Source organism: Streptomyces sp. NPDC002403 (assembly GCF_053593015.1).
In genome coordinates this window covers 110,286-126,748 of the sequence record NZ_JBSFBQ010000011.1, presented here as the reverse complement: position 1 = coordinate 126,748, position 16,463 = coordinate 110,286, and the positions used below count along the sequence as shown (strand labels likewise).

At 66.3% G+C, this 16,463-nt stretch carries 12 protein-coding genes and 1 pseudogene; 6 read left to right on the top strand and 7 right to left on the bottom strand.

Features of this window, described 5'->3' with window-relative positions; genetic code table 11:
• The first annotated feature begins 28 nt into the window (after positions 1-28).
• Genes ACWCPY_RS15580 through ACWCPY_RS15570 form a run of 3 tightly spaced genes read left to right on the top strand, consistent with a single transcriptional unit; the run spans position 29 to position 2,981 of the window.
• Positions 29-1,474 carry a replication initiator gene (locus ACWCPY_RS15580; protein ID WP_451265130.1) on the top strand — a complete coding sequence of 482 codons (1,446 nt, stop codon included), beginning with the start codon at positions 29-31 and terminating at the stop codon, positions 1,472-1,474.
• Positions 1,474-1,698, top strand: coding sequence for a helix-turn-helix domain-containing protein (locus tag ACWCPY_RS15575; protein WP_451265128.1), 225 nt, complete (start codon positions 1,474-1,476; stop codon positions 1,696-1,698). Before ACWCPY_RS15580 ends, ACWCPY_RS15575 begins: the two co-directional genes overlap by 1 nt.
• Positions 1,698-2,981, top strand: coding sequence for a tyrosine-type recombinase/integrase (locus tag ACWCPY_RS15570; RefSeq protein WP_451265126.1), 1,284 nt, complete (start codon positions 1,698-1,700; stop codon positions 2,979-2,981). The genes ACWCPY_RS15575 and ACWCPY_RS15570 overlap by 1 nt, the downstream gene beginning before the upstream one ends.
• A gap of 140 nt (positions 2,982-3,121) precedes the next feature.
• Here the strand turns inward: ACWCPY_RS15570 and ACWCPY_RS15565 are convergent, their stop codons facing one another.
• The 5 genes from ACWCPY_RS15565 to ACWCPY_RS15545 form a co-directional block, all read right to left on the bottom strand.
• Complete coding sequence (locus ACWCPY_RS15565; protein ID WP_093761213.1) at positions 3,122-3,421, bottom strand: hypothetical protein; 300 nt, start codon at positions 3,419-3,421, stop codon at positions 3,122-3,124.
• Positions 3,422-3,423: 2 nt separating this feature from the next.
• Positions 3,424-3,867 (bottom strand): DUF7587 domain-containing protein, encoded by a 444-nt coding sequence (locus ACWCPY_RS15560; RefSeq protein WP_451265124.1) that lies wholly within the window; start codon positions 3,865-3,867, stop codon positions 3,424-3,426.
• 103 nt (positions 3,868-3,970) lie between these two features.
• Complete coding sequence (locus tag ACWCPY_RS15555) at positions 3,971-4,315, bottom strand: hypothetical protein (protein ID WP_451265122.1); 345 nt, start codon at positions 4,313-4,315, stop codon at positions 3,971-3,973.
• Between the two features lie 436 nt (positions 4,316-4,751).
• The gene (locus tag ACWCPY_RS15550; protein ID WP_451265120.1) at positions 4,752-5,222 is read right to left on the bottom strand and encodes an NUDIX domain-containing protein; all 471 of its coding nucleotides are present in this window, start codon (positions 5,220-5,222) and stop codon (positions 4,752-4,754) included.
• Between the two features lie 2 nt (positions 5,223-5,224).
• Entirely contained in the window at positions 5,225-5,944 is a 720-nt protein-coding gene (locus ACWCPY_RS15545; protein WP_451265231.1) for an XRE family transcriptional regulator, read from the bottom strand.
• Between the two features lie 281 nt (positions 5,945-6,225).
• Between ACWCPY_RS15545 and ACWCPY_RS15540 the strand changes: the two genes are divergently transcribed.
• From ACWCPY_RS15540 to ACWCPY_RS15530, 3 genes and pseudogenes are all read left to right on the top strand, one after another.
• Positions 6,226-6,468 (top strand): hypothetical protein, encoded by a 243-nt coding sequence (locus tag ACWCPY_RS15540; RefSeq protein ID WP_451265118.1) that lies wholly within the window; start codon positions 6,226-6,228, stop codon positions 6,466-6,468.
• Positions 6,456-6,686 carry a DUF7848 domain-containing protein gene (locus tag ACWCPY_RS15535; RefSeq protein WP_451265116.1) on the top strand — a complete coding sequence of 77 codons (231 nt, stop codon included), beginning with the start codon at positions 6,456-6,458 and terminating at the stop codon, positions 6,684-6,686. Before ACWCPY_RS15540 ends, ACWCPY_RS15535 begins: the two co-directional genes overlap by 13 nt.
• Before the next feature lie 604 nt (positions 6,687-7,290).
• Positions 7,291-7,653 (top strand): annotated as a pseudogene (locus ACWCPY_RS15530) (tyrosine-type recombinase/integrase); the annotation flags it as partial.
• A 174-nt stretch (positions 7,654-7,827) separates the two neighbouring features.
• Here ACWCPY_RS15530 and ACWCPY_RS15525 read toward each other — a convergent pair.
• On the bottom strand, positions 7,828-8,391 hold the full coding sequence (locus ACWCPY_RS15525; RefSeq protein WP_451265114.1) for a hypothetical protein: 564 nt from the start codon (positions 8,389-8,391) through the stop codon (positions 7,828-7,830).
• Between the two features lie 59 nt (positions 8,392-8,450).
• A complete protein-coding gene (locus ACWCPY_RS15520; RefSeq protein WP_451265112.1) occupies positions 8,451-16,346 on the bottom strand; it encodes a polymorphic toxin-type HINT domain-containing protein in 7,896 nt (2,631 codons plus the stop codon).
• Positions 16,347-16,463 lie beyond the last annotated feature (117 nt).

The window sequence follows — 16,463 nt, the reverse complement described above, 5'->3', positions numbered from 1 at the left end:
CCACCCGAACAGAAGGGACACGCCCCGAATGGTCACCCTGGACCTGCGCCACGTGGCAAGCCCCGCCGTGCGGGACCTGCTCCACCTCGTCAACCACCCCGACTTCGACCGCGCACAGCAGCAGATCGAACACCTCGGCGGCTGCACCGAACCCATCCGCCTGACCGGCCACACCACCACCGTCGACACGGCGACGGGTGAGGTTCTGCGCTCCTACACCTCCTCCGACGAGCCCACGGGCAGCCTGCTCACCGCGTGCGGCAACCGCCGGGCCTCCCGCTGCCCGGCCTGCTCCCGCCTCTACGCCGCCGACACCTACCACCTCATCCGCGCCGGCCTCTCCGGCGGCAAGACCGTGCCCGACACCGTCCGCACCCACCCCCGCGTCTTCGTCACTCTCACCCCGCCGTCCTTCGGCCCCGTCCACAATCGCCTCACCACCCCCGGCGGCGGCATCCGGCGCTGCCGCTGCCGCAAGTTCCACGAACTTAGCGACGCTCTGATCGGGACGCCGCTGAATCCGGCGACGTACGACTACGAGGGCGCGGTCCTGTTCAACGCCCACGCCTCCGTCCTGTGGGCACGCTTCACCACCTACCTGCGCCGCGAGATCGCCGCCGGGCTCGGCATGACCCAGAAGGCCGCCCACGCGGTACTGCGGATCTCCTTCGCGAAGGTCGCCGAGTACCAGCAGCGCGGCCTGGTCCACTTCCATGCCGTCATCCGCCTCGATGGCCCGGACGGCAATAGCCAGCCCCCGCCGCCCTACGCCACCGTCGCCGTGCTCACCGACGCCGTACGCGCCGCCGCCGCACGGGTCCGCGTCACGGTCGAGTCGGATGCGGTCGGGGAACGCGAACTCGGCTGGGGCGAGCAGCTCGATGTACGCGAGATCACGGCCTTCGGCACCGACGCCGAATTCACCGACCAGGCCGTGGCCGCCTACGTGGCGAAGTACGCCACGAAGTCCGCCGATGCGTCCGGTGCCCTCGACCGCGCCCTGTTCTGCCGCCCCTGCCAGGGACGCGGCGCCACCCTCCTGCCCCACGGGACTCCGCTCCCGTGCACCGCGTGCGACGGCACCGGGCAGGCTCTGCCGCTGTCCCGGCTCGCCGTCGCCCGGCACGTCCGGCAGATGATCCGCACCTGCTGGGAGCTGGGCAGGCTGCCGGAATTCGCCCACCTCAAGCTCCGGAAGTGGGCACACATGCTCGGCTTCCGGGGCCACTTCTCCACCAAGTCCCGCAGCTACTCCACCACCCTGGGCGCGCTGCGCGACGCCCGCCGCTCCTGGCGCACCGAACAGGCCCGCATCCGCGCCGGCCTGCCCGACCTCGACCCGACGACCACACTCGTCGTCGGTCGCTGGGACTACCTCGGCTCGGGCTACAGCCCCGGCGCCGCGCTCCTCGCCGCCCACGTCTGGCACCGCAAGGAACTGGAACGGCAGTTCGCGGCCGAAGGGGGCTGTTGATGGCCTCGCCCCCGCTCGCTGTCCTCCACGCGGAGGCGGCACCGGCGCTGGATCTGCTCACGGTGCCCCAGGTGATGGCCCGCCTCCAGCTCGGCCGCTCCACCGTCTACGACCTGCTCCGCTCTGGCCAGCTCGCCTCGATCACCCTCGGCCGCGCCCGCCGCATCCCCACCCACGCCCTCACCGACTTCATCCGCACCCGCCTGGAACAGGAAGCCGCCTAATGACCACAGCCAGCCCCGCTTCGTCCCGCCGCTCCCGCACCCGTGCGAACGGCGACGGGACCGTCTACCAGCGTAAGGACGGACGCTGGGAAGCCGCCGGATACGTCCTCGCCCCCGGCAACACCCGTAAGCGCGTCCGCGTCTACGGTGCTACCCGTAAAGACGCGCTGACCAAGCTCACCGAGAAGATCGCCGCCAGCAACCGCGGTCTCCCCGTCGCAGCAGCCGACAGCACGGTGAGCGCCTATCTCGCGTACTGGCTGGACGGCGTCGCCGTTCACCACCTGCGGGAGAACACCCACACCCGCTACGCCGCCTCGATCCGTCTCCACCTCAATCCCGGCCTCGGCGTCAAGAAGCTCGCCCGGCTCACCACCCGCGACGTGCGCACCTTCCTCGACGGGCTCCGTACCACCTGCCAGTGCTGCGCCCAGGAACGGGACTCCGTCCGGCGATCCTGCTGCGCCATCGGCCAGTGCTGCGGAAAGCGGCTCTCACCGCTGACCGTGACGTACGTCCACGCGGTCCTCAAGTCCGCCCTCGAACACGCTGTCCGCGAGGACGAACTGCCGCGCAACGTCGCCCGGAACGTCAAAGCCACCACGCCCAGGCCGAGACGCTCCCAGCCTCTCACCGCCGTCGAAGCACGTCAGTTCCTCTACCGAGCCAGCGGCGACCGGCTCCACGCCCTGTACGAACTCGCCCTGCGCACCGGGCTCCGTAAGGGCGAACTCCTGGGCCTCCACTGGGAAGACCTCGACCTCAACGGCGGCACCGCCACCATCCACCGCTCTCTCCAGCGCACCCGCAGCCAGGGCCTGACCGTCCTGAACACCAAGACCCTCGCATCCGAACGCCGCATCGCCCTCCCCACCGAATGCATCAGCTCCCTCAAGACCCACCAGGAACGGCAACAGGAAGAGCGCCAGGCCGCCGGAACGGGCTGGGCGGACAACGGGCTCGTCTTCACCACCCCGAAGGGCAGGCCGGTCGACCCCACCAACCTCACCCGCCACTTCCGCCGCCTCATCCACAGCGCAGGACTCCGGACGATCCGCTTCCACGACCTCCGCCACTCAACCGCCACCCTGCTCCTGGAACAAGGCGTCGACCTCGTCGTGATCAAAGAACTCCTCGGCCACGCCCACATCGGCGTCACCACCGGCGTCTACGCACACGTCCGACTCCGACTCCAGCGCCAAGCCATCGACACCCTGGGCACCATGCTCGGCCTGGCCAACGACGAACCTGACGACCCATCCGACGCAGCAGCCGTCCGCTGACGTTGCCGTCAGCGTTGCCGTCAAACGCCCAGAGAGCCCTGCCGGACTGCGTCCGGCAGGGCTCTCTGTTTTGATATTTTCCGCAGCACTTCCCCTTCACTGCCTGGCACTTACTTACAGACCCGAAGAAGTGAAGTGACTTACGGAATCCCGAGAACGTTGGATACCGCTTCGTGCACCTGAGTCGCAATGCGAGTTAGCTGCTTAAGCTCATCCTCGCTCTTGGCGGCTCGCTCCAGTTGCCACTCGATGAACATGGGGGCGAACCAGATGAGTTGTACGAGTCTCGCTTCCACAGTCTCACCGATCGGGGGAATCCGAGAAAGTAGCGCTACGTACGCTTCGCCAGCATCGAGATCAAATTCTCCGGACCGAAGCTTTCCGAGAAATCCAGACTCGTCATCCCATGCTTCGTCTAGAAGTTCCAGCAGGTCATCCATGTTCATCCTCCAGGCCAGTGTCCGACGATCGCTTCCGCCGGAATATTCTGCCAGACCAAAACTTCTGAGTCCTTCCTGGCGTAGGCGCTATGCCTCCTACTCGACGGGAACGGGCCAGAAGAGATATCCACGTAGCTATACGGAATGCGCCTTAGGTCGATCGCAACCACCCCATGACCTTGGTTGTACTTATCGAATTCAATGCCGGGGTTCTTGGTTGTCGAGATCCATGGCGTCAGCTTCTTTCCGGCAACATGCGACAGAGGACTGACCCCTGCATTGCCGGGAGCCCTAGCCGTCAATCCCATTGCAGGGTCATCATTCTCAGCCAGCGCACGGTAGACGATATTTCCGTCGGGATCCGGTCCATCGGGCCTGCTACCGCAGTTGTGAACCAGGACCGGCGTGGTTCCCGCCAGCGCATAGTACGTGTGCTGGTCGTCCACGGTGAGGACCAACGGCGCTGTCCCGCCGAACAGACTTCAGCGGACAGTAACTTCGATCATTCGACTACGGAATATTTTTCCATGGTTTCGAGCCTACAGGCCCTCAGTTTTCAGCCATTTCCGGTTTATCCGCCGCGCTGAAGAACTCATCCAGCAGAACAAAGAGCACCGCCACCATCTGTTCATCCTGCTCAGGCGTGAAGTATCTGATGTCCGGCAGTGCGCCATCGCAATAAACTTCACAGAGCACGAGAAGAGGCCAGAAAAGCTCCGACCTCCCCTTCCGTCGAGGCAATAGCCAGCTATGGAATTCCTTCAGGAAGTAGTGACCCGAACCCAATTCGTACCCCGAAAGGAACGCGCAGGTTCCTTCATAGGTTCGCCGCATGACATAGATACCGTGATGCTTTTTTAGTTCGGGAAGGAATTCACGCAACGGCTCACTCACGGCTAGAATCCAAAATCAATGTCATCTCCATAGTCGAAGCGTTTCTTGAATTCGTCAACGCTAATTCCCCTCGGCGCCCATTGGTCGTAGACTTTCCCGCCCCTGACCACCACAGTGTGATGAAACCAACTCTCGTCGAGTTCTGGAGTACCAGGCCCCTTAGGTCGATACGGGCCCATGGGGAGCCTTTTCCCACCCGGACCGTGGAATGTGAAGATGTCGCCGCCATTCTTGGCGGCATTCTTAACAGCCCACTCATCGCAGCCCGCATTGTGAACTAGAACCGGTGTCCCGCCCGCCAGCACATAGGTACGTGTGCTACGCGGACCCCTCTACCTGCTTTTTCGCAGGTCAAGCGCAGTTTGCTGGTCCGGTGAAGTGCGTGGGCGTTCGTGGTTGTGCGGGGTTGTTACCGTCGCTACTGCCGTCAGACGGTTCAGCCCAGGTACGGCTTTTCGCGCTGTTCCAGGAAGTGTTGGAGCCTGAGTCGTTGGGTGTGGTGCATCGGCAACTGCTCGATCTCATGCGGCGGCACGAACCTGAGTTCGGTGGACTCCTCGGAGATCTCCAGCTGACCACTGGCGATGCGGGCGGTGAAGCAGACGTTGAACTGGCGGCGGACCTCGCCGTCGGTGTAGGCGATGATGTGTTTCGGGTCGGTGTAGGTGCCGACCAGGCCAGTGATCTCGACGTCGAGACCGGTCTCTTCCTTGATCTCGCGGACGGCCGTGCCCGGCAGGGAATCGGTGAGGTCCATGCCGCCTCCGGGCAGGGCCCATAGGCCGTTGTCGCGGCGGCGCTGGAGGAGGATGCGCCCGTGGTCGTCGGTGACGACGGCGGACGCGGCGACGACCATGCTGTTCGGCTTGGGCGCGTTCGGGTCGTCGTAGTACTCGGTGCGGGCCACGGTCAGCCTTCCTGTTGTACGGGGGTTGCAGTTGCCCATACGGCGTCAAAGCTCTCGGCGTAGGTGTCGAACATGCCGCCTGTCTCGTGCCGGCGAAGATGCCATACAGGGGCGGCGTACGCGTTGACGCCCCAGACATGGGCGTTGACGAGTTGTTGGTCGTCGATGCGGTAGAGGGAGTTGTAGAGCGTGGTTTCGTGGAAGCGGACTTCGATGCCGGGGGTGCCGGCGAGCGGCCTGTAGTGCATGAGCGCGAGGCGGCAGCGGGATTCGATGCCATGGCCGAACCGCTCCTCCTTGCCCCGGGCTTGGACGGTAGCGCTGTCAGCGTCCCCGATCGCGATGCGGACGGTGCAGCCTTCGGCGGCGCGTTCGGTGAGAAGTTCGTTCAACCGCGGGTACGCCTCGTGGAGGAAGACGGCCGCGTAGACCAGGATGTCGATCCGTTCCCGGGCCTGGGCCATCAGGTCGGTGAACGCCGAAACGGGGACATCGGCCCGCTGCTCGTAGAGCGCCACCAGCTCGGGACTGATGGCGCGGGCGGGGCGGGCCTGGCGGAGCGCCGGCCAGAGTGCGTGCACGTCTTCGCCCAAGGCTTTGGCCGCCTGGAGGGCGGTGGCACGACGTGGGATGCGCCCGAGGCTCACCCAGCGCTCGACCGACTTGGGGTCGACCTCGACCTCCTGAGCGAGGGCGGCGTACGTCCAGCCTCCGGCCGCCATGACAACTCGTAGTCTCTCGTTCGGCAAGTTCTCCTCTTACATCTCAGGACGGCACCAGGGACGTTCTACACGGCGTGGGACGTCCCGGAGTGGGGTTTGGTGGAGGTTCCTTCGTCCCGGTGATCGACGTGAGGATCGGTGCCGACCCTGCGGCACCGACACCACCCAGGGGCACGGTCCGAGCCGTCGAAGAGTGTCAACGTGCGTAAGAGCACCGCCACTTGTGTTCCCGCCCTGCGACTGGATGCCCGGTCGCGGACCGCCTCGCCGGGGTGGTCACCATGACGGCCCGCAACCCTGACGCGGTCGAGCACAGCGTCTCGCCCGGCGTGGGCGCCGTCTTGGTCGACCGGAGGAACGGCACGGTGGGCGTAGTGATGGGGCATGTCGGGCCGTACGTGCAACTCCGGCCGCCGCGCGGTGGCCGGGAGTGGGACGTGCCGCCCAAGGACGTTCGTCCGCCGACCCCGGCCGAGGAGTTGAGTGCCAAGGTGGCCGTGGCCAACCGGAGGTGGGGACGGTGACCCCTCGCTCGGTCCTGCGCTACGAGACCTGGACTCTCCAGCCCGACCGCGAGCCGGACGCGGAGCCGGTGCTGCACGCGATGCAGTGCGCCGTGGACGGCGAGACCTCGCCGACAAGCGAGGACTTCGCCGAGCCGCAGGACTGGGTGCTGCAGCACTGCGGCCAGAACCCGTCTCACCACACCTACCGGGAGATCATCACCCGGCGCCAGATATGACGCGCCCCGCCCTCCCAGACACCGCACCGCGCTGACCCATCCGGCTCCCGTCCTTGCCGGGCGCGGCTGAACGAGGCTCCCCGCCCCCGTCAGCCCGGCAGGGATGGGCCTTCACGTGCGTGCCCTGCTCATGGCCGTGGGAGTTCTGGCCTCAACCACAGAAAGTCAGCCACGACGGCGGCCAAGCCGACCGATCACCCGCCACAGGTGCCTCACTCAACCCCGCACCGGCATCAGCCCAGTTATCTCCATCGTCACGGCCCCGACCAGGCACCAGGCACCAGGCACCAGGCATCCAGCACGGCAGCACCGCCGGGGTGCCGACATCGCACGGCGCGAGCTCGCCGAACGGCCACTCGGGTGCCCGGCCGGTCTGCTGCTGAGCGGTCGGACCGAGGCTTCCGGTTGGGGCTCCGGCTTATGCTTCCGGGCCTTATGCGTGCCGAGTGGCCGGTGGGCGTCGCCAGCGGGGCGGCAGACAGGAGCGGGCGGCGGTCACCGGCCGCTGGCGCGCGGCGGCCCGCGCCAGCGGGACGCCCTTGAACCAGTAAAGAAACTTTGAACAGCTCCTCTCTGTGCGGCGCGTCCGCGCAACCCCCACACGGCAGGCGCCGAGTGGCAGCACAGCAGGTACGTGTTCACCACCCCAGAGCGAAGAGCGATCGCCCCGACCAGCCTCACCCGGACCTTCACCACGCTCCTCAGCAAGGCCTGCCTCCGCCGCATCCGCTTCCACGACCTCCGACACTCCACCGCCACCCTGCTCCTGGAACAAGGCGTCGACCTCGTCGTCATCAAGGAACTGTTGGGCCACGCCCACATCCGCGTCACCGCCACCGTCTACGCTCACGTCCGAATACGCCTCCAGCGATACGCGATCGACACTCTCAGCACCGCCCTTGATGGCCACGCCAACGACGAGTCGACCCACGACGACCTGCCGGCGTGCGGAGCCACCGTCCGCTGACGTTGCCGTCGGCTACTGCCGTCAACACACACTGAAGCCCTGCCAGCTACGTCTGACAGGGCTTCATGTTTGCTACTGCGTTATCCACGCCTCCCGGCAGACACTCGCGACATCACTGGAAGAACGGATGCCGGCTACCACCACCTCCAACGGTATTTCGGGCAGAGAGTCCCGTCAGTAGAGATCTTCGAGAGAGACTTCAATCAGGTCCGTAATCCCTGAACACGACCTCAATTCAAGGGCAGAGCGGAATACATCCGAGACATAGCCTCTGGCTGCTTCATCATAAACCCCACACATAAGGAGAATGTCCACACAGCTCGGATTCCCGTTCTCCCTCAGTTCCTTCACGTACAAGTCAAGCTTTTCAGCCATGCGCCGCACGCAATCCCGCACCGACACCGGCCCCACGGAGTCGATGTCCACGTGATCGTCATAGCCACCTGCAATGGTGGCGAGCAGGTCGAAGATGCGACTTAGCCCCCGCCCTTCGGCGAGGTCAAGACCAACAACAAGGCACGAAGTCAACGGTGGGACGCATTCGGAGAGGCGCCCCTGGACAAGGGCGATGTTTTCAATCCCCAGCTCAGCGATCTCCACCTCTTCTTCCGACTTGGCCGAGACGAGCAGCCTAATGGATTCAGGCAGCCTCGCCGCTCCCCCGACGAACGAACGGAGAACGCGCCAGTCGTATTTATCTAGTTCCGCAGTCAGCAAGGAGACGTCGCCAGTGACCAAGAGATTTCCTCCGTGCGCATAGGGGCTGGCAGGTGATCATACCTGCCAGCCCCTCTCCCTCAGTTGTCGTTCAGCCTCAGCACATCTGACGTGAATGTGGTCTCCGAGCCCGGAAACGCACCGCGCCCAAATCTTCCCTCACAGAACAAGCAGACCGGTTGCTGCCGACCCAGCGCATTCTTCCGGGTCATAACCGCCGGCGTGAATCGAATATCAGCGGCATTTCCACCAAGCGCGTTGATTACGCAGATTTCCGCGCAACCTGCTGTCGACGAGGCACCGGCCGCGTATTCTCCGGTTCTGACGTTGTAGCCAGCCGTAACGACGGTGGGTCGCTGCCTCTGGGACAACCCGCTCATTCTCGTCGCGAAGGCGTCGCGAGCCTGAATCGCCACCCCTTCGAGCTCCGACTCGGAAAGCCCTTGCGATTTGTAGACGCCGCTTGTGTTGCAGTTGTGAACGAGTACCGGCGTGGCCCCCGCCAGCACATAGTACGTATGCAGGTCATCAACGGTGAGGTTGTAGACCTTTGTCGACTGGGCCCGGTGCTTGGTGGCGGTGATCTGGACCCAGGTGCCTGCGCTCGTCCGGAGCCATTGCCCGGCCTTGAGGCTGCCTGCCTCTATCCATTTGTGGAGTGCGGGGACCCAGAACGGGTGGCCTTCGGTGGCGGTGATGTTGCCGTTCTTCGTGTGCTGCGTTTGACCGGTGTCGATGGTGAGGTCGACGAGTTGTTTCTCCCCGTTGCCCTCGATGAGGGCGGTGACGGCGCGGGGGCCGGTTTCGCCGGTCTGCGGGTCGGTGGCGAGGACCTTGTCGCCGGTCCTGATGTTCTTGATCGGCTTGCTCGTGCCGTCCGCCATGACGACCGGGGTGTCGGGGGTGAAGCTGTTGCCCGCCGGGCAGCCGGTGAAGCGCAGGGTGCCCCTGGCGGCCATGAAGGCGCTCAGGGCTTCGCCGGCCATGCCCATCATGCAGCCGGTCAGGGCGGCGTTGCCGACCTGTCCCCAGTTGACCTTGCGGCCGGAGAGGCGCTGGAACGCCCAGTCGATGCCGCCGTCCACGAGGCCGCCGACGGCGCAGGCGGCGATCATGGGGTTGTCGCCGGTGGGGTCGGTGTAGGTGGTGGGTGAGGACAGGGCGTACTGGTAGAGGTTGGTGCCGCCCGCCTGGCCGATGGGGTCCTGGGAGATGAACCGGCCGGTTTCGGGGTCGTAGTAGCGGTCGCGGTAGTAGAGCAGGCCGGTGCCGTCGGACTCGCGGCCGGTGAAGGTGTACGGGTTGGACGAGGCCGTGCCGGTCGTGGTGGCCTGGCCGTTGGGGTCGTAGGCGTACTTCGTGGCGACGGTGCCGTCGCTGTTGGCGAGGCCGACCACTGAGCCGAGTGCGTCGGTCAGGTAGATCTGGGTGGCGCCGTTCTCGGTTCGGGTGAGGAACTCGTCCAGTCCGGAGGTGGCCACGGTCGCGGTGGTGTCGCCCGTGCCGTTCTGTTCGACCAGCGGGTTGCTGCCGTCGGTGAGGAACTTGTTCGTGGTCCCGCCGACGGTCCTGGTGCTGCGGATGCCCAGGGCGTCGTATCCGAAGCTGCTGCTCTGTCCGGCCCTGGTCAGGCCGGAGAGCCGGCCGCGTGCGTTCCAGGTGTAGTCGCGGACGCCGTCCGTCTTGAGCTGCCCGTCCGCGTCGTAGGTGAAGGAGCGGCCGTTGAAGGTGGTGATGCGGTTGTCCTTGCCGAAGACGGTGCCCGTCTCGGCGGCCGGCAGAGCGACGTTCGCGAGGGAACCGGTCAGACCGGTCTGCAGGGCCCGTTCGTCCCGGGTGTAGGTCAGGTCGCCGATGTTGCTGGTGCCCCGGGCGTAGGCGATGGAGGTGATGGTGCCCGTCTTGTCGTAGCCGGTGGTGCGGGTGATGCCGCCGGGCATCGTGGCGGTCTTCTCCCGGCCCACCGCGTCCAGCTCGAACCCGATCTCCTGGGTGCCGGAGGTGATGGAGGTGAGGATGCTGGACGTGTCGAAGCCGTAGCTGGTCGTCTGGCCGCCCGCGGTCATCGTCCTGCGGCGGTCGGCCGCGTCGTAGTCGTAGCTGACGGTGCCGTTGGGGCCGGTGACCGTCTTGGGGCGGTCATAGGTGTCGTAGGTGAAGGACTGGTTGCCGGCCTGGCTGTCGGTGATCTGCCTGAGCAGGTCGTGGCTGTCGTAGTCGTAACCGACACTGGATTCGGCCTGGCCGGCGATGTCGACGCCGTACTGGGCGGTCTTGGGCCGGCCCAGAAGGTCGTAGGTGGCGATCGCGATCTTCCCGGAGCGGCTGGTCGTCTTCTTGAGCAAGCCGGCCGCGTCGTACTCGAACGTGGCCTGGGCGCCCACGGCGTCGGTTGCCGTCTCGGGGCGGTCCGCGTCGTCGTACTTCCAACTGACCGTGTTGTTGCGGGCGTCGGTGAGGGTGGTGAGGTTGCCGTTGTCGTCGTAGTCGAAGCCGGTGCTCTGGCCGAGAGGGCCGGTGACCTTGCGGGGCTGGTTCAGCTTGTCGTAGACGACGGTGGTGAGCGACCCGGCCGTGTCGGTGAGTGCGGAGGCCCTTCCGGCGGCGTCGGTGAACTGGCTCGACACCCTGCCTTCGGCGTCCTTGACGGAGACCAGGTCACCGTTGCGGTAGGTGAACTCCGTGACCGCGTCGGCGTTGTCCGTGACGGACTTGAGCTGCCCGTCCGGCGCGTGGGCGAGGATGGTCCTGCGGTCCTCCGGATCGGTGACCGTCTGCAGGTTCCCCTGGGCGTCGTATCCGAAGACGGTCTCGTTGCCCAGCGGGTCGGTCGCCCTGCTCGGCTGGTCGTAGGGCCCGTCGAAGGTCGCCGTACCCGAGGAACGGGCGTTGGCGGTACCGGCCTGCTCGACGGAACGGGTCACATGGCCGTTGGCGTCGTAGGTCAGCTCGGTGCGTTGTCCGTACGGGTCGATGACCGCGTCGATGCGGTGGTTCGGGCCGCGGATGTACTGCGTCTTGCGTTCGAGCGACGATCCGCGGGCGGCGATGTCCAGGACGCCGTACCCGGCCGAGTCGAACTCGACCCGGCGTATCGCGCCGCCCGGCTGTGTCACCTCGGTGGAGGTGATCTGGCCGGTGCCCGTCTGGGTGTAGGCGAAGGAGTACTTCGCGCCTTCGGTGAGGAGCTGCTCCTTGACCTTCCCGTCCGGATAGAACGAGTTGGTCATGTACGTGATGTCGCGGGCATCCGTCGCTGTGAGGATCCGGTTCGAGGAGCCGTCGTAGGTGTAGCGGCTGACCTTGTCGGCCGGGTCCGTCACCGTGCTCAGCCGGCCTGCGCTGTCGTACTCGTAGACGGTGGTTCGGCCGGTGTTGTCGGTGGCCGTCTTCACCCGGTGCTCGGTGTCGTAGGCGAGGGAGATCCAGTGGCCTCCCGGTGTCGTGATGCGGGTGATCTCGCCCTTGGTGCCCGCCAGGCGGGTCAGCTTGAGCGTGTTGCCGTGCCGGTCGCGGATCTCCTTCAGCGGTGAGTAGTGCGGGAAGACCCATATGGTTCCGTCACGGAACCGCAGCTCCCACTCGCCGTCACCGTTGTTGATGATCTTTGAGCCGCGGAACCCGGTGGGCGTGTCCAGGGGTTCGAAGACCGCGTCGGGCACTCCTGTGCCCGGTGATGTCCTGGTGAAGTGGACTTTGTTGCCGCCGGGCAGGTAGAGGTCGACTTCCTGCCACTGCTTCTCGGAGTGGAAGAAGGCGTTGTACGGGAGATCGCGGCCGATACCGAAAGCGCGCTTACGGGTGTCGCCCTGCCAGTAGGTGCGGGTGATCTCGGCCGAGCCTCGCGGGTCGGAGACTGCCAGGTCGGTGCGGGAGTCCGTGAGCATGCCGGTCGTGAGATCGACGGGGTCTCCGGAGAGCCAGTCGATGACGTCCGACAGCCAGGATGTGTCCCAGGGAACCAGGCTGCCTATGTTGAACATGGCGCCGTGGAAGGACCAGACGCGGGTCTTGGCGTCGGGTACGACCTGGCGGCCGTCTGTGGAGACTTCGCCGTGTCCGTAGACGTGCCAGCCCTTCGCCTTCGGGTCGTAGTCCATGAACTCGACTCGGGTGCCCGGGGCTTCGTGCGTGTAGTTGGGGTAGATGACCTGCGCGCCCTTGGGGAAGACGTACGTTCCGCCCGGCTGAACGGTGAAGTAGACGGGCACCACGCTGTTCTTCGGGAGCGGGAACGGCGGCCGGTCGATCGGGATGGCCGAGATCCCGAGTTCGGTGACCGGCTTGCCCTTGTCGTCCCGGACCACGGAGCCCTTGGGAATCCGCACCTCAAGGCCGGGGATCTTCGGGGTCTTCAGTACGATTTCAGCCTTGGCCGGGGCGGAGAACTGCACGGTGTGCTCGGTGTCCAGCGGTGTCATCCAGACGGGGAACCCGAGGTCCGTGGTGGTGCCGGTCCTGGGGCGGATGTGGATGTCGAACCGGCCGTAGCTCCGCTTCCTCGTGTTCGCGCCGGCCCCGTCGACCACCAGGGTCGTGACCTCGGGACTGATCCCGGCGAGCAGGAACCTGCCTTGGCTGTCGGTGCGGGTCGTCTTCCGGCCGATGGTCACGGTGACCTCGGGCAGTGGTGTGCCGTCGAGCCGCAGTACATGCCCGGTCATGGCGGTGGAGCGGGCCGGGGCTCGCAGGACCGGCGGAGCCTTGGGTGTCTTGCCCCGTGCCGTGATCCAGTCCCGGCCCGCCAGTTGGGGCTTGCCGGGCTGCCAGGCGTCCTTGCCGGAAGGGACGGCTTTGGCCGCGGCTTCCGGTTCTGCGGGCTTGTTGTCCTGGGCAGGTGCGGAGGTGGGTGCGACGGTGGTGCCGATTGGCTTAAGGCCGAGGTTGTAGGTGCCGGTCTCCATCGGCCCTGGCTCCACGACGAGGGTGTGGGTACCGGTGGCCGTGAGGGCCGGCAGGTCGGTCGTCAGGGTTGTATTGGGCATGTACCGGCCGTTGACCAGTGATTTACCGTCCGGGCCGTAGACGTACAGAGTCCAGTAGGGATGCGGCGGGGTGTCGAGAGCGAGCGCGAGTTTGTCACCTTTGGTGGCGGTGAAGGTGTAGTGCGCGTTCTGGCCGGCCTGGGTGAGGTTTGCCGGGTGCTTCTGCCCGTCGGTCTGAAGGGTGCCTCCGTCGGCGTCCGGCACGAGTGTGGCGGTGGTGCTGCCTGTCGCGGGCTTGCTGGGCCGAACGAATACGTAGTGGGTGCCGGCCGCCAAGGGGGCAAGGAGGTCGGCGTCCGACGGCGCCTTGGATATCGACGTGAGGTATGTGCTGGTGGTGGCGCCAGGCGCCTGATGCGTGACTTGAGCGGTCTCTGTGAGTGTGGTCCCGGTGAACACGACAGCGGCACCGTCGCCCGCCGTGGCGGATATCGCCAGCGCAAGCTGCTGCCCCGGCCGGGTGATCTCAGCGGTCGCGCTCGGGCCGGATGCCGAGAGGGAAGCGAGGGTGGGCTTCGAGAGCCACAGGGTCATGGTGCCGGTTGCCGCGCCGCCGGGGGTGAGGAGCAGGACGTACTTGGCTCCCGGGGTCAGCCCGGACAGGTAGTTGGTCGCAGATGTGGCGGCGGGCACCGTTCCTACGGAGCTGCCGTTGCCGCCTTCCGGTCCGATCAGGCGGACGTCCGTGCCCTGGGTGACGGTGTTCGCTGTGACAGCGAAGCCCAGGGAGACCGTGTCCGGGGCAGTGAACTCGACGCGGAGTCGTTGGCCGGTCCGTGAGAGGGAGCCCTGCACCGAGGCCCCGTCAGGCTGCAGGCTTGTGGTGGCGTCCGGTGACAGCGTGAGCTGGAGGGTTCCGGTCCCACCCAGGTTCGGGGCGACGGTGATCCGGTAGGTTCCGGATTCGGGCAGATCGGACAGGCCTACCGTGCCGGCGGCGCCGGGGGCTACGTACTGTGCGCTGACGACCTTCAGTCCCGACGGGGCAGTCACCGTAATGTTCACGGCGGTGGTGAGGGTGTTGCTGTTGATACCCAGTGCCAGGTCGTCGCCGGCTTCAGCTCGGAGTGTCGCTTCCGCGTCCTGTCCGAAGCGCGGGATGTCGACGGAGACCGCGGGACCTCCGGCGGAGACGGCTCCCACGGCGACGGGGGTCGACAGAAGCAGCGTGACCGTCCCGGTTCCGAGCCCATCCGGTTTGGTGGTGACCGTGTAGGTTCCCGTACTCGGGAGCTGCGGGCTGTCCCACTGCAGACGCGAATTCGCCGGAACCGCGAACTTGCTGCCGATGAGTTCTCCGGCCGGGCCTCGGACCTCCAGCGTGTTGGAGGAAGGGAAGTCGCCCGCGGTGGCACCCAGCGAGATGCGCTGCCCTGCCTGAGCAGCGAAGGTGGCGGAACCGCTCTGTCCCGGCCTGCCGATCGGTATCGCGACTTCTGGTCCGGTGTCGCTCAGCCCGCCTGCCTGGATGGGGTGGGATCCGGTGATCCTGACCGCTCCGGTTCCGGCCTGATCGGGTTCGACGGACAACAGGTACTGGCCGGACTCGGTCAGTGACGCAACGACCGATGAGGCTTTCCCCTTGGCTGCTGTGTAGAGGAGGTCCACTTGCTTGCCGGACGGCGAGTACAGCCGTGTATTGACGGACGTGGACATGGCTGCTGCGTCTACGCCCACGTTCAGCGACTGCCCGAGCTGAGCATCGATGGTGAGCAGTGCCTTCTGGCCGGCCCTGGTCAGACTCACGTCGGTGGCGGGGCCTATCGGGTCGACCACACCGGTCTTGGTCTTCGAGACCGTCACGGTCACGGCGCCGATGTTGTTCGAGCCGGGGGTCAGCATCAGGGTGTAGCGTCCCACCACTGGCAGGTCTCTGACCTGCCAGTCCCCCACAGGCTTGGAGAACGAACCGGTGCCGACCTGTTCGCCGGTCGGTGCGATGAGTCGCACCGGAACAGGCACGTCGAACGTCGATCCGGTGAATCCGAAGCTGATGTTGTCGCCTTGATCGGCGTCGAACAACACCTCGGCACGGTTGCCTGGCGTCGTCACCGATACCGTCGGGGGTGCTTCGTCCGTCACCGATGTCTTCGCCGACGACTCGATCTCGGAGCCGCTCGGCAGGATCTGATAGCTCGAAGGGCTGGCGGTGGTGCCGGCCGGAGTGGTGAGCTCGATCGGTCCTGTGACAGCCCCTGCAGGCACGAACACGGTCAGCGCGCTGTCCGTACGGGTCTTGACCTGGGCAATCACTCCCCCGCCGAACCGGACCACGTTGTCCGTCACTGCTGGTGCAAAACCTGATCCGGTCAGGACGACTTCGGCACCCACCATTCCGGATGCCGGAGCCAGTTTGGCGACTGAGGGTGCCGGCGCGGCCGGGCTGAAGGACTCCGCGGACTGAACGGTCCTACCGCCGGTCGTGACCGAGACACGTCCGTCGGGCGCCCCCGCAGGCACCTTGACCTTGAGCCTGGTCGTGGCAGCCGACACGACTTCGGCCGCCGCCGACCCGAACGTGACTGTGTTCGACGTCGGTGTCGTAGCGAATCCCGTACCGGAGATCGTCACGGTCGCACCGGTTGCCGCACTGGCCGGTACCAGGGAGAGCACCGACAGGTCACTCGAAGGGAACCGGTCGATGCCCAGCCGGTTACCTGCCTCGTCATACCGGTAGCGGGCGGTCTCACCACCCGGGTCGCTCACCCCGACCAGACGCCCGGCCGCGTCGTAGGCGTACACCGCGTCGCCGGTCGTCGGCGCGTCGGCCGGCTTGGGCTCGCCCTTCGGCGCGGCCGCTTCGGGCTGTGGAGGCTCCGTGGGCAGCGCCGAGGGGGACGGGCTGCCACTCGGCCGTGTGCCGGGGGCCGCTGATGCCGCCCCGGTGGCAGGCGTTGTCGCGGAGGGAGCAGGCGAGCGGGAGGGGTCCGGAGCCGCCTCCGCGGAGATCGCGCCGCCTGCCAGCGCGAACACCAGGACACCGACGGTCAATGACCGCCGGAGCGTGGAAAGCCGTACCCCGAACTTTTCGCCGCGCACACGCACCGCGTCCCCCCAGGACAACCACATGAGTCACAACAGAACCACTGAACCCACACTCCCCGTGCA